This is a genomic window from Streptomyces mabaensis, assembly GCF_053763515.1.
The window spans coordinates 216931-230077 of record NZ_JBSOPZ010000003.1 but is presented as its reverse complement, the minus strand read 5'-3'; the positions used below and the strand labels follow the sequence as shown (position 1 = coordinate 230077).

Below are 13147 nucleotides of genomic sequence, written 5' to 3'. Positions count from 1 at the left end.
AGCGTAACTTAACTGCCGAGCCTCCCACGCCGCCCAGTCCAGACCGCGCCAACGCAACTGAACCGCACGAGGGGTCACGTGACCGTCCATCCCAGCCTCCAGCCGTACGCCGATGCCTGGACCCACTCCGTCGAAGCGATATCCGAGCTGGTTCAGCCACTCGTCGAAGGAGAGTGGAACAGGGCCACTCCGTGCCCCGGCTGGTCGGTGCGCGACATCGTCTCGCACGTCATCGGCATCGAGTGCGAACAGCTCGGCGATCCGCGGCCCATCCACACCCTCCCGCGCGATCTGTACCACGTGGTGGACGAGTTCACCCGGTACATGGAGGTGCAGGTCGACGTACGGCGTCACCACACCGCGCCCGAGATGACCGCGGAGCTGGAGTACACGATCATCCGCCGGTCGCGGCAGCTGCGGAACGAGAAGCGCGACCCCTCCGCGCTGGTCCGCGGGCCGCTGGGCACCGAGGTGACGCTGGAACACGCGCTGCGGCAGCGCGTGTTCGACGTCTGGGTGCACGAACAGGATCTGCGCACCGCCCTCAACACCCCCGGCAACCTGGACTCCCCCGGCGCGCACGTGGCGCGCGACCTGCTCCTCGAGGGGCTCCCGAAGGTGGTCGCCAAGCGGGCCGGCGCGCCAGTGAACTCCGCGGTCGTCCTCGATGTGCACGGCCCGCTGGAGTTCATGCGGACGGTACGGGTGGACGCGGACGGGCGCGGCACGATCGACGGGACGCCGTCCCTGGGCCCGGCCGTGACGCTGGCCATGGACTGGGAGACGTACGTACGGCTGGCCTGCGGCCGGGTCAGGCCGCACACGGTGGCCGACCGGATCAAGGTGGAGGGCGACCAGGCGCTGGCCGACGCGATCCTGCGCGAGTTCGCCGTCACGCCGTGACCTGACGCGCCGGCCGCCGTCGCTCACGCGGGGACGTGCACCGTCTCCACGCGGCTGGCGACCAGGTGCTCGCGTTCACGTCGGGCGGTGCGGCGGCGCAGCCGCAGGATCTGTGTGACGCCCAGCGCCTGGAGGACGAAGACCGAGGCGAACGCGATCCGGTAGTCGTCGCCGGTGGCGTCCAGCAGGACGCCCACCGCGAGCAGCGTCGTCATCGAGGCGACGAAACCACCCATGTTGACGATTCCGGAGGCCGTCCCCTGACGCTCCGGCGGATTCGCGGGCCGGGCGAAGTCGAAGCCGATCATCGACGCGGGGCCGCACGCGCCGAGCACCGTGCACAGGGTGATCAGCAGCCAGACCGGCGCGTCGCCGGGGTACGCGAGCGTGGTCGCCCACAGCAGCGCGGTCGCCGCGACGGTACCGAGGGCGAGCGGGGCGCGGGCGGCGTGGTGGCGGGCGATGATCTGGCCGAACACCAGGCCCAGCACCATGTTCGAGAGCACGACCAGGGTCAGCAGCTCACCCGCGACGGCCCGGGACAGGCCCTGGGCCTCGACCAGGAACGGCATCCCCCACAGCAGCAGGAACACCATCGCCGGGAACTGGGTCGTGAAGTGCACCCACAGGCCGAGCCGGGTGCCGGGTTCGCGCCAGGACTCAGCGATCTGCCGGCGGACAAAGCTCCGCCCGGCACGCTGCGCGGGGGCCGGCTCATGGCCCTCGGGGTGGTCCTTCAGGAAGAGCAGCAGCAGGACGAGGACGACGAGGCCTGCCACCGCGCTGCCCGCGAAGGTCGCCGTCCAGCCGAGGCTGTGCAGGGTGCGGGAGATGACCAGGGTGGAGACGAGGTTGCCCGCCATCCCGAAGAGCGCGGCGACCTGCCCGATGAGCGGTCCGCGCCGGGCGGGGAACCAGCGCGAGCCGAGCCGCAGCACGCTGATGAACGTCATCGCGTCGCCGCAGCCCAGCAGGGCCCGGGAGGCGAGCGCCATGCCGTACGAGGGGGAGAGCGCGAAGCCGAGCTGGCCGGCGGTGAAGAGGACGACTCCGAGGGTGAGGACCTTCTTGGTGCCGAGCCGGTCGACCATCAGGCCGACGGGTATCTGCATACCCGCGTAGACGAGGAGCTGCAGGATCGAGAAGGTCGACAGCGCGGAGGCGTTGACGTCGAAGCGGTCGGCCGCGTCGAGGCCGGCGACACCCAGGCTGGTACGGAAGATGACGGCGACGAAGTAGACGGCGACGCCGATGCCCCAGACCGCCGCGGCGCGTCGGCCGCCGGGTGGATCTCCGGGCACTGCGACCGTGGCGGCGCTCATCGGACCTCGCCCCGGGCCAGGTTGCTGAACCAGCCGACGTGGCGGTGCACGAGGGCGGCCGCCGCGTCCGCGTCGCCGGCGCGCAGCGCTTCGAGGATCTCGCTGTGCTCGGTGATGTTCTTGGCGATCCGGTCGGGGTGGGAGTGCATCACGGCGACGCCCATCCTCAGCTGCCGGTCGCGCAGCTGGTCGTAGAGGCGGGAGAGGATCTCGTTGCCGCCGCTGCGCACGATCTCGGCATGGAAGCAGCGGTCGGTGACCGCGACGGCCGCCAGGTCACCGGCGTCGGCCTGCCGCTTCTGCTGCTCCAGCAGCTCTTCGAGCCGGGCCAGCAGATGCGGCGGGGCGGGTACGGCCTTGCGGGCGGCGTGCTCCTCGACCAGCAGCCGGGTCTCGACGACGTCGGCGATCTCCTGCGCGGAGACGGGCAGGACGAGCGCGCCCTTCTTCGGATAGAGCTTGATCAGCCCTTCGACCTCCAGCTTGAGCAGCGCCTCCCGCACGGGCGTGCGGGACACCCCTACGGCCTCGGCGAGCTCGCCCTCGGTGAGGAGGGTGCCGCCCTCGTAACGGCGGTCCAGGACGGCCTGCTTGATGTGGGCGTAGACGCGATCGGCGGCGGGAGCGGCGGCTGGCATGCGCACAGGATAGATACAACAGAGGTGCGTCAGAAAGCCGCGTCCAGCATTCAGGACGAGAGGTCGGGCCGGGTCTTCACCGCCCGTACATCCACCGATGCACGTACATCCATCCGGCGCCTTCACGAGTCTGCTATCAGGACCCTCCTCACCCCTCAGGTCCCTCGATGCGACGCGTTCGCGAACCCCGGAGCGTTCCTTTGACACTCAGCCACCCGCGCGTGCGCAGAGCCGCCACGGTTGTCCTCACCGGCGGCCTGCTGCTGACGGCCTCACCCCTGGTCTCGTCCGCCCACGCGGCCCCCGTCCCGACCATCAGCGCCAGGGGCGGGTTCCTGCTGAACCAGTCCACCGGCGCCGTGCTCTACGGCAAGACCGCTGACGTCAGGCGCCAGATGGCGAGCACGACGAAGATCATGACGGCCGCCGTCGTGGTCAGCACCCCCGGCGTCGACCTCAACCGCAAGATCACCGTCAAGCAGGCGTACCGCGACTACGTCAGGAGAAACGGGGCGAGCACCGCCGACCTGCGCACCGGCGACAAGGTGACGGTCCGCCAGCTGCTGTACGGGACGATGCTGCCCTCCGGCTGCGACGCCGCGTACGCCCTCGCCGACGCCTTCGGTACCGGAACCACCACCGCCGCACGCACCAAGTCGTTCATCGCCAAGATGAACAAGAAGGCCGCCGATCTCGGCCTGCGGAACACCAGGTTCGACTCGTTCGACGGCATCTCGACGACCGGCAACAACTACACGACGCCGCGCGACCTGGCGAAGATCGCCCGCTTCGCCATTGCCAACACCAACTTCCGCGCGGTCGTCAAAGCGCCGAAGCACGTGAGTACCGCCCGGACCAGCACCGGCGGCACGCGCACGTACACCTGGTACAACACCAACAAGCTGCTGGGCTCCTACAGCGGTGCCATCGGCATCAAGACCGGCACCGGCACGGCGGCCGGCCCCTGCCTGGTCTTCGCCGCCACCCGCGGCAGCAGGACCTTCGTCGGAGTCGTCCTGGCCAGCACCAACGTCACCGAGCGCTACCGGGACGCGGGCAAGCTGCTGGACTACGGCTTCGGCTCCACCACGGCGTCGACCATGACGCTGCGCTCACTGCCCCAGGGCGCACAGCGCGACTGATCGGAACGCGCAGCGCGATACTGCCCCGGAAACAGCCCCGGGGGTACGGACCGCGGTCCGTACCCCCGGGACACCCGGACCCGCTCAGGCCCAGGTGATGAGCCGCTTGGGGTTCTCCAGGACCGCCGCGATGTCGGCCAGGACCTTGGAGCCGAGCTCGCCGTCGACCAGGCGGTGGTCGAAGGACAGCGCCAGGGTGGTCACCTGACGCGGCTTGACCTTGCCCTTGTGGACCCACGGCTGGAGCTTGATCGCGCCGACCGCGAGGATCGCCGACTCGCCCGGGTTCAGGATCGGCGTACCGGTGTCCACGCCGAACACACCGACGTTGGTGATGGTCACCGTGCCGCCCTGCATCGCCGCCGGGGACGTCTTGCCGTCCCGCGCCGTGGACACCAGCTCGGCCAGCGACTGCGCCAGCTGCGGCAGCGTCTGGGCGTGCGCGTCCTTGATGTTGGGCACCAGCAGCCCGCGCGGCGTGGCCGCCGCGATGCCGAGGTTCACGTAGTGCTTGACCACGATCTCCTGGGCCGCCTCGTCCCAGGCCGCGTTGACCTCGGGGTTGCGCCGGATCGCGACGAGCAGCGCCTTGGCGATCAGCAGCAGCGGATTGACTCGCAGGCCGGCCATGTCGTACTGCTCGGGGGCCCGTTTGAGCTCCTGCACCAGCTTCATCGTCCGCGTCACGTCCACGGTGATGAACTCCGTGACATGCGGCGCGGTGAACGCGCTGCCGACCATCGCCTGCGCGGTGGCCTTCCGGACCCCCTTGACCGGGACACGGGTCTCACGGGCGTCCGCCGCCACCGGTACGGCGGGCACGGCCGCCGGAGCGGGCGCCTCGGCTACCGGCTCGGCCACCGGTGCGGCGGCCGGCTGCGTCAGGGCCGCCGCGGCGGCGTGCACGTCGTCCCGGGTCACCACACCGTCCGCGCCCGTCGGTACGACGGCCGCGAGGTCGATGCCCAGGTCCTTCGCGAGCTTGCGCACCGGCGGCTTGGCCAGCGGGCGGGCCCCGGCGGGGGCGGTGCCGGCCAGCGCCGGCCTGCCGCCATGGCCGTTCAGCTCGGTCTGCAGCGCGGCAGCGGCGGCGGCCTGCGGGTAGTACGTACCGCCGCCCTCTACGGGGGCCGGGGCGGCCGGCTGCGCCGGGACGGCCGTGCCCTGCGGGGCGGCCGGCTTGCGCGGGCGGCGCTTTGTCGACGCGGTGGAGACGCCGTAGCCGACGAGCACCGGCTGGCGGCCCTCCGGCTCGGCCTCGGCGGGCGCGGCGGCGGGCTCCGCGGCCGGCGCGGCAGCGGCGGCTGCCTGCTCCGGCCCCGCCTCCCCGGCCGAGGGGTCCGTGTCCACCGAGATGATCACCTGGCCGACGTCGACCGTCGTGCCCTCGCCGAAGCGCAGCTCGTGCACCACACCGTCGTACGGAATCGGCAGCTCGACCGCGGCCTTCGCGGTCTCGACCTCACAGACGACCTGGCCGTCCGTGACGGTGTCGCCCGGCTGGACGTACCACTTGAGGATCTCGGCCTCGGTGAGTCCCTCGCCCACATCGGGCATCTTGAACTCGCGGAAGCGGGTGGCGCTCTCAGTCATTGTCGTCACGACCCTCTCCTCAGTACGCCAGCGAGCGGTCGACGGCGTCGAGCACGCGGTCCAGGCCCGGCAGGTACTCGTCCTCCAGGCGGGCCGGCGGGTACGGGGCGTGGTAGCCGCCGACCCGGAGCACCGGGGCCTCCAGGTGGTAGAAGCACCGCTCGGTGATGCGGGCGGCGATCTCCGCGCCCACACCCAGGAACACCGGTGCCTCGTGCACCACGACCAGCCTGCGGGTCTTCTCGACCGAGGCCTGGATCGTGTCGAAGTCGACGGGCGACATGGAGCGGAGGTCGAGGACCTCGACCGACTTGCCCTCCTCGGCGGCGGCCGCGGCCGCCTCCAGGCAGACCTTCACCATCGGGCCGTACGCGGCGAGGGTGAGGTCGGAGCCGGCCTGCGCGACACGGGCGCTGTGCAGCGGGCCGGGGATCGCCTCGACGTCCACCTCGCCCTTGTCCCAGTAGCGCCGCTTCGGCTCGAAGAAGATCACCGGGTCGTCGCCGGCGATGGCCTGCTGCAGCATCCAGTAGCCGTCGGCGGCGTTGGACGGCGAGACGACCTTGAGGCCGGCGACGTGCGCGAACAGCGCCTCGGGCGACTCCGAGTGGTGCTCGACCGCGCCGATTCCGCCCGCGTACGGGATACGGATGACGACCGGCAGCTTGATCTTGCCCAGCGCGCGGGCGTGCATCTTCGCGAGCTGCGTGACGATCTGGTCGTACGCGGGGAAGACGAAGCCGTCGAACTGGATCTCCACGACGGGCCGGTAGCCGCGCAGCGCGAGACCGATCGCCGTGCCGACGATGCCGGACTCGGCGAGCGGGGTGTCGAGGACCCGCTCCTCGCCGAAGTCCTTCTGCAGTCCGTCGGTGATCCGGAAGACGCCGCCGAGCTTGCCGACGTCCTCACCCATGATCAGGACCTTGGGGTCGTCTTCGAGGGCCTTGCGCAGCGACTCGTTGAGCGCCTTCGCGAGAGACATCTTCTCGATGGCCATGGCTTAGTTGCCCTCCTCGGCGAACGACGCCTGGTAGGCGGCGAACTGCGCGCGCTCCTCGTCGACGAGCGCGTGCCCGTCCGCGTAGACGTTCTCGAAGATCGCCATGGTGTCCGGGTTCGGCATGGCGCGTACCGCCTCGCGCACCCGCTTGCCGAGTGCCTCGCTCTCGGCCTCCAGCTCCGCGAAGTACGCCTCGTCGGCGATCCCCTCGGCGGCGAGGTAGGTCTTCAGGCGCAGGATCGGGTCCTTCGCCTCCCACGCCTCGCGCTCCTCGTCGGCCCGGTACTTGGTCGGGTCGTCGGAGGTGGTGTGCGCGCCCATGCGGTACGTGAACGCCTCGACCAGCGTCGGGCCCTCGCCGCGCCGGGCCCGCTCCAGCGCGGACCGGGTCACGGCCAGGCAGGCGAGGACGTCGTTGCCGTCGACCCGGACGCCCGGGAAGCCGAAGCCCTGCGCGCGCTGGTAGAGCGGCACGCGGGTCTGGCGCTCGGTGGGCTCGGAGATCGCCCACTGGTTGTTCTGGCAGAAGAAGACGACCGGGGCGTTGTAGACCGCGGAGAAGGTGAACGATTCAGCGACGTCACCCTGGCTGGAGGCGCCGTCACCGAAATAGGCGATGACGGCGGAGTCCGCGCCGTCCTTGGCGACACCCATGGCATACCCGGTCGCGTGCAGCGTCTGCGAGCCGATCACGATCGTGTACAGGTGGAAGTTGTTGGTGCTCGGGTCCCAGCCGCCGTGGTTCACGCCGCGGAACATGCCCAGCAGGTTCGTCGGGTCGACCCCGCGGCACCAGGCGACACCGTGCTCGCGGTAGGTCGGGAAGACGTAGTCGTCGTCGCGCAGCGCGCGGCCGGAGCCGATCTGGGCGGCCTCCTGGCCGAGCAGCGAGGCCCACAGGCCGAGCTCGCCCTGCCGCTGCAGGGCGGTGGCCTCGGCGTCGAAGCGGCGGGTCAGGACCATGTCCCGGTAGAGCCCGCGCAGCTCGTCTGCGGTGAGGTCGATGTCGTACTCCGGGTGCTCGACCCGGACGCCCTCGGGCGTCAGCAGTTGTACGAGCTGGGGCTCGGCACTCTGCGGCAGCGGCGCCTTCTTGGCGCTCGCGCTCGCGGCGCGCTTGGTGCCGGCGCTGCGTCGCGGCTTGCGCGCGGCAGTGCTCTCCACGGTCACGTGTGCTCCTCCGTCGGTCCGGCCCCCGGGGTCTGTCCGGGAAACCAGTGCGGCTCGCCTGTATCCGTACCCGCGCACGGGGTGGGTGCGACTCGGCCGGGAACAGGCGTGACAGGTGCCCCGGCGAGCCCTGCGCAAATGCACGTTACCCAGTGCTTCGCATAACTGCGAAACCCCATTTGACCTGCGATTTTGCTTGGATTTCCAAGTAAATCGAGAAAGTCGGGAACAACCACTGGTCACAGCCTTGCAGGCGGCCGGAACAACGGCACGTTATCCCGGCCGACTCCGGCTGGGAAGGGGTGAGCGTGTCGCCCCCTCAGCGCTACGGCCGCAGCACGCTGGGTGAGGTCACGGCGCGGCGCCGCCCTCGGTGACGCCGCCCTCGGTGGTACCGCCGTCGACGGCGCCCCCGTCCGTACCGGCTGAGTCGGTGCCCCCGTCCGTCGTGGTCGACGTGTCAGAGGGGTCGGTACTGGGTCCGCCGTCCGTACCACCGTCCACCGAACCACCGGTGTCCGTACCCGGGTCGGGCGACTCCGAATCCGTCTCGGTGGGCGTCGGGTCCGTGCTCGGCTCGCTCTTCGTCGGGTCCGGGTCAGGGGTGAAGTCGTCGTTCTGATGACCGCCCGTCGAGGTCTCCGGCTGCTCTTCCTCGTCCTCGGAGGGCTGGGACTCGCTCGGCGTGTTCTCCTTCGGGGTGGACGGGGTCACCGTCACCGTCGTGCCCTTCTGGTTCTCCTCGCCCTTCGACTTCCCCTGGTCCAGCGCGTACACGATGCCGCCCGCGAACACGGCGAGCGCGGCGAACAGCCACATCTTCCAGCGGCCGCCACGACCGCCGTTGCCGTCGCGGTATCCACCGTCGAAGCCGCCGTCCTCGGCACTGCGCGGCCGCAGCATCGACTGCCCGAACTGCGAGGTCATGCCCTGGTCGGGGTGCGGCAGCGCGGCCGCACCGGCCAGGCCGGCCGCGGCGGCACCGCCGACGTGCGTCTCCACGGGACCGGTGTTCCAGGTGCCGGTGTGGCTGCCCTGCTCCTGGAGCATCTGCAGGCCGTACTGGACCAGCCCGCGCATCTCCTCGGCGCTCTGGAACCGGTCGTCCGGGTCCTTGGCCAGAGAACGCATGACCAGACCGTCGAGTTCCGGCGGCACCCCGTCGGACATGTCGGACGGCGGCACGGGCGCGTCCTGCACGTGCTGGTAGACGACCGAGAGCGGTGTCTCGCCGATGAACGGGGGCCGCAGCGCGAGGAGTTCGTACAGCAGGCAGCCCGTGGCGTACAGGTCGCTGCGGTGGTCGACGGCCTTGCCCAGCGCCTGTTCGGGCGAGAGGTACTGCGGAGTGCCCATGACCATGCCGGTCTGAGTCATCGTCGACTGCGCGCCGTGCAGGGCGCGCGCGATGCCGAAGTCCATCACCTTGACCGCGCCGGCGTGCGTGATGATGACGTTCGCGGGCTTGATGTCGCGGTGCACGATGCCGTGCTGATGGCTGTACGCGAGGGCTTCGAGCACCCCGGAGACGATGATCAGCGCCTGCTCCGGGCCCGGCGCCTCGGCGCTCATCAGCAGGTCCCGGATCGTCCGGCCCTCGACGAGCTCCATGACGATGTAAGGGACGGTGTTGATACCGACCTTGTCCTCGCCCGAGTCGTACACGGCCACCACCGCATGGTGGTTGAGGCCGGCGACCGACTGCGCCTCGCGCGTGAAGCGGGCCTTGGAGACCGGGTCCTCGGCGAGGTCGGCGCGCAGCAGCTTCACGGCCACGGTGCGGCCCAGCCGGACGTCCTCGGCGGCGAACACCTCCGCCATACCGCCCCGGCCGAGCCGGTGGGTCAGCCGGTAACGGCCGTCGCCGACCAAGCCGCCCGCGCCCCACTGCTCAGGAGCATCTGCCATCCCGGCGCCGTTTGCCTCGGGTTCGGGTGCCATCAGTCCTCGCCGTCATTTCTGGTCCGCGTCTGCGCGTACGCGGTGGTCGGTACAGTGCTCCAGTAGTGCACGCTACAGGCTTCGCGCGGCCGTCCGGTCCGGGATGGACGGGCTCTCCGCTCCGCCGTCGGATACCCGCGGGCGTGCCGCGCAGTCCCTTGTAACGCTTCCGAGACGCTTGATGCGCGTACGGTCACGGAACGGGCACCCGGCTTGACGTGTCGGTGCCACCGGGCAGACTTGGGCCGTACGTACGGATCATCGCGGGGCACTCGTGTGCACGGGGCTTTCCGCGGCCGAGGGGGAACCACAGTCATGAGCCAGGACGGCGCACAGGGCCGCTATGCGGGCGGTTCGGTCGCGGGCGGCCGGTACCAGCTCCGCGACCTGCTCGGCGAGGGCGGCATGGCCTCGGTGTACCTCGCCTACGACTCGGCGCTCGACCGCCAGGTGGCCATCAAGACGCTGCACACCGAGCTGGGCCGCGAGCAGTCGTTCCGTGAGCGCTTCCGGCGCGAGGCGCAGGCGGTCGCCAAGCTCTCCCACACCAATATCGTCTCGGTCTTCGACACCGGTGAGGACGATCTCGGTGGCTCGCTGATGCCGTACATCGTCATGGAGTACGTGGAGGGGCAGCCGCTCGGCTCGGTCCTTCAGTCGGACATCCAGCAGTACGGCGCGATGCCCGCCGACAAGGCCCTGAAGGTGACGGCCGATGTGCTGGCCGCCCTGGAGACCAGCCACGAAATGGGCCTGGTCCACCGGGACATCAAGCCGGGCAACGTGATGATGACCAAGCGCGGTGTGGTCAAGGTCATGGACTTCGGTATCGCGCGGGCCATGCAGTCCGGTGTCACCTCGATGACGCAGACGGGCATGGTCGTCGGCACCCCGCAGTACCTCTCCCCGGAACAGGCGCTGGGGCGCGGGGTGGATGCCCGCTCCGACCTGTACTCGGTCGGCATCATGCTCTTCCAGCTGCTCACCGGACGGCTGCCGTTCGACGCGGACTCGCCGCTCGCGATCGCGTACGCGCATGTGCAGGAGGAGCCGGTCGCGCCCTCGACGGTGAACCGGTCGGTCACTCCGGCGATGGACGCGCTGGTCGCGCGGGCGCTGAAGAAGAACCCGAACGAACGTTTCCCCACCGCCGCTGCCATGCGCGACGAGTGCGCGCGGATCGCGAGCGCCGGCCTGACCGGCGCTCCGGTGATCGTGGCCGGCGGACCGACGCAGAGTGGTGCGGGGGTGGGGTCGGCGGTGTTCCCGCCGGTCGACACCAGCGCGCAGATGCCGCCGAGCGGCGTACAGACCCCGTACCAGCCGGGTCCGTACACGCCGGGACCGTCGATGCCGTCGCCATCGATGCCGTCGCCCTCGGCGGGGTACGGCTACCCGCAGCAGGGTTACGCGACCCCGGCGCCGGTGCCCACGCCCGGGCCCGGGCAGTACGCGCAGCAGGGTGCCTCGACCCCGCCGCCGTACACGATCTCCCCGGCGGCGCAGGGCGGTTCGGCCGGCGGTGGCGGTGGAAGCAAGCGGAACATGCCGGTCATCGTGGGCGCGATCGCGGTCGCGGTGCTGGCGGTCGGCGGCCTGATCACGGCTATCGCCCTGGACAAGGACGCCAAGGACGAGACGGGCGCGAACCCGGGCGCCAGCGCGTCGCAGTCGCAGAAGCCGGGGTTCAAGGGTCCGGATCACACCAAGACGATCGACAAGGAGGAGTGCACCGAGCCCGATGAGGCGTACGACGACCCGGACAAGGTGCGCGCGCCCGACTTCCGGCTCAAGCACATCGCCTCGGTGAAGGAGTGCCTCCAGGCTGCGGGCTGGTCGTACAACGAGCGGGACAGGGACGAGGCGGTCTACGGCGAGGGCGCGGTGATGGAACAGTTCCCCGCACCCAACACCGACATCGACCCGAAGGACGTCGAGTTCACCTTCGACGTCTCCACGGGCAACCCGGAGTAACGCGCAGCGGGCCGGTGCGGCCCGGTCCGACCTGGTGCGGCCCGGGGCGGCTTCTTCGGCGATTTCGTCCGGGATGCCGGAATTGCCCTTCCGTGTGACGCTGAGTCCGATACTCGGCGGCTCGGTACGGGAGGGGGGCACCCCGTGACTCCACAGTTCCGTTCGCGGTGCGTGGCCTTGGTACTCATGGCCGGAACGCTCATACCCGCGCCGCTCACGTACGCCGTCGATCCCGAGCCCGGCGCCGGGCAGCGGCGCGCCGACACCTGGTCGGGCGAGCTCGCCGGACGCAAGGCAGGCGAGGGCCGGGTCCGGCCTGGGCGGACGCCCGTGGCGCCGCCGTCGTTCAGCCTGCTGGAGGCCGCCGAGGACACGGCTCCCGTGCCGGCGCCCGTCCCACCTACGGCCGCGCCGCCCACGCCGTCGGCCACACCGCCGGCGGCCCTTGCGACCCCCACTCCCACGCGTAGCCCGTCCGGCGTATCGGCGATCGGCCCGGGCCGGTCGGTGACCGGATCCCCCGAGACCGGGATCCATGTGATGGCGCTCGGCCTGGGGCTCGCGCTGGTCGGACTGGGTCTGGCCTTCCTGGGAGTGCGGCTGCGCCGCGACTGACCGCCCGCCTTCCGGAGCCGGTCCTCCTTGAGATGTACATCGCAAGACGCTTGTCAGCCCCCGCATACCCGGTATACATACTGAGTATGTCGATCCGTCACGGGCTGCTCGCCCTCCTCGAACGCGGCCCCCGCTACGGCTCCCAGCTGCGCACCGAGTTCGAATCACGCACCGGCGCCACCTGGCCGCTGAACGTCGGCCAGGTCTACACGACCCTCGGCCGGCTCGAACGCGACGGCATGGTCCTCCCCAGCGGCGAGGACGACGCGGGCCACGCGCTCTACGCGATCACCGACGCCGGGCGTGAGGAACTGCACAGCTGGTACGAACGGCCGGTCGACCGCACGAGCCCGCCCCGCGACGAGCTGTCCATCAAGCTCGCGATGGCGGTCGGAGCACCGGGCGTCGACATCCGCGCCGTCATCCAGGCGCAGCGCCACGCCACGATCAAGGCCATGCAGGACTACACCCGGCTCAAGGCGCAGGCGCTCGCCGCGATCGAGAGCGGGGGCCGGGGAGGGGGCGGGGGCCGGGGCGATCGGGAGCGTGACGACGTGGCCTGGCTCCTCGTGCTGGAGCAGCTGATCTTCCAGACCGAGGCCGAGGCCCGCTGGCTCGACCACTCCGAGTCCCGGCTCGTCCGGCTCTCCGTCCTGGCCGAGCGGGGAGCCGATGAGCGTACGGCCACCGCACCGGACACCCCGTCGGCCGCATCGGCCCCATCGGCCACCCCATCGGCCACCGCATCCGCGACCACGACCCGGTCCGCGCGGCGCTGAAGCGCGGCGCGGCCGGCCATCCACCACGTACAGGCACCCGTCAGTGCCCGCACGGCTCCCAGGGGGG

At 71.0% G+C, this 13147-nt stretch carries 11 protein-coding genes; 5 read left to right on the top strand and 6 right to left on the bottom strand.

The features are described from left to right. The first annotated feature begins 78 nt into the window (after nucleotides 1-78). Nucleotides 79-903: a maleylpyruvate isomerase family mycothiol-dependent enzyme gene (locus ACWV17_RS04080; protein WP_455358494.1), complete on the top strand. Its 825-nt coding sequence runs from the start codon at nucleotides 79-81 to the stop codon at nucleotides 901-903. A 23-nt stretch (nucleotides 904-926) separates the two neighbouring features. Here the strand turns inward: ACWV17_RS04080 and ACWV17_RS04075 are convergent, their stop codons facing one another. Next, nucleotides 927-2225: an MFS transporter gene (locus tag ACWV17_RS04075; RefSeq protein ID WP_455358493.1), complete on the bottom strand. Its 1299-nt coding sequence runs from the start codon at nucleotides 2223-2225 to the stop codon at nucleotides 927-929. After that, nucleotides 2222-2863: a GntR family transcriptional regulator gene (locus ACWV17_RS04070; RefSeq protein ID WP_455356216.1), complete on the bottom strand. Its 642-nt coding sequence runs from the start codon at nucleotides 2861-2863 to the stop codon at nucleotides 2222-2224. The genes ACWV17_RS04075 and ACWV17_RS04070 overlap by 4 nt, the downstream gene beginning before the upstream one ends. Before the next feature lie 167 nt (nucleotides 2864-3030). Between ACWV17_RS04070 and ACWV17_RS04065 the strand changes: the two genes are divergently transcribed. After that, entirely contained in the window at nucleotides 3031-4005 is a 975-nt protein-coding gene (locus ACWV17_RS04065; RefSeq protein WP_455358492.1) for a D-alanyl-D-alanine carboxypeptidase family protein, read from the top strand. A gap of 84 nt (nucleotides 4006-4089) precedes the next feature. Here the strand turns inward: ACWV17_RS04065 and ACWV17_RS04060 are convergent, their stop codons facing one another. The 4 genes from ACWV17_RS04060 to ACWV17_RS04045 all read right to left on the bottom strand — a co-directional run bounded on the left by ACWV17_RS04060 (nucleotide 4090) and on the right by ACWV17_RS04045 (nucleotide 9712). Then, on the bottom strand, nucleotides 4090-5607 hold the full coding sequence (locus ACWV17_RS04060) for a dihydrolipoamide acetyltransferase family protein (protein WP_455356218.1): 1518 nt from the start codon (nucleotides 5605-5607) through the stop codon (nucleotides 4090-4092). A 10-nt stretch (nucleotides 5608-5617) separates the two neighbouring features. Then, entirely contained in the window at nucleotides 5618-6598 is a 981-nt protein-coding gene (locus ACWV17_RS04055; RefSeq protein WP_455358491.1) for an alpha-ketoacid dehydrogenase subunit beta, read from the bottom strand. Between the two features lie 3 nt (nucleotides 6599-6601). Next, entirely contained in the window at nucleotides 6602-7771 is a 1170-nt protein-coding gene (gene pdhA / locus ACWV17_RS04050) for a pyruvate dehydrogenase (acetyl-transferring) E1 component subunit alpha (protein WP_455358490.1), read from the bottom strand. 351 nt (nucleotides 7772-8122) lie between these two features. Further along, nucleotides 8123-9712 carry a protein kinase domain-containing protein gene (locus tag ACWV17_RS04045; RefSeq protein WP_455358489.1) on the bottom strand — a complete coding sequence of 530 codons (1590 nt, stop codon included), beginning with the start codon at nucleotides 9710-9712 and terminating at the stop codon, nucleotides 8123-8125. Between the two features lie 315 nt (nucleotides 9713-10027). Here ACWV17_RS04045 and ACWV17_RS04040 point away from each other — a divergent pair, with 315 nt between their 5' ends. The 3 genes from ACWV17_RS04040 (at nucleotide 10028) to ACWV17_RS04030 (ending at nucleotide 13080) form a co-directional block, all read left to right on the top strand. Continuing rightward, nucleotides 10028-11686 (top strand): protein kinase domain-containing protein, encoded by a 1659-nt coding sequence (locus ACWV17_RS04040; RefSeq protein WP_455358488.1) that lies wholly within the window; start codon nucleotides 10028-10030, stop codon nucleotides 11684-11686. Nucleotides 11687-11857: 171 nt separating this feature from the next. Next, nucleotides 11858-12301, top strand: coding sequence for a hypothetical protein (locus tag ACWV17_RS04035; protein WP_455358487.1), 444 nt, complete (start codon nucleotides 11858-11860; stop codon nucleotides 12299-12301). 86 nt (nucleotides 12302-12387) lie between these two features. Then, complete coding sequence (locus tag ACWV17_RS04030; protein ID WP_455358486.1) at nucleotides 12388-13080, top strand: PadR family transcriptional regulator; 693 nt, start codon at nucleotides 12388-12390, stop codon at nucleotides 13078-13080. Nucleotides 13081-13147 lie beyond the last annotated feature (67 nt).

Excerpts from the sequence above, each read along its gene's own strand:
- ACWV17_RS04070 (WP_455356216.1), bottom strand. The coding sequence starts at position 2,863 with ATGCCAGCCGCCGCTCCCGCCGCCGATCGCGTCTACGCCCACATCAAG.
- ACWV17_RS04075 (WP_455358493.1), bottom strand. The coding sequence starts at position 2,225 with ATGAGCGCCGCCACGGTCGCAGTGCCCGGAGATCCACCCGGCGGCCGA.
- ACWV17_RS04065 (WP_455358492.1), top strand. The coding sequence starts at position 3,031 with ATGCGACGCGTTCGCGAACCCCGGAGCGTTCCTTTGACACTCAGCCAC.
- ACWV17_RS04055 (WP_455358491.1), bottom strand. The coding sequence starts at position 6,598 with ATGGCCATCGAGAAGATGTCTCTCGCGAAGGCGCTCAACGAGTCGCTG.
- ACWV17_RS04030 (WP_455358486.1), top strand. The coding sequence starts at position 12,388 with ATGTCGATCCGTCACGGGCTGCTCGCCCTCCTCGAACGCGGCCCCCGC.
- ACWV17_RS04040 (WP_455358488.1), top strand. The coding sequence starts at position 10,028 with ATGAGCCAGGACGGCGCACAGGGCCGCTATGCGGGCGGTTCGGTCGCG.
- ACWV17_RS04045 (WP_455358489.1), bottom strand. The coding sequence starts at position 9,712 with ATGGCACCCGAACCCGAGGCAAACGGCGCCGGGATGGCAGATGCTCCT.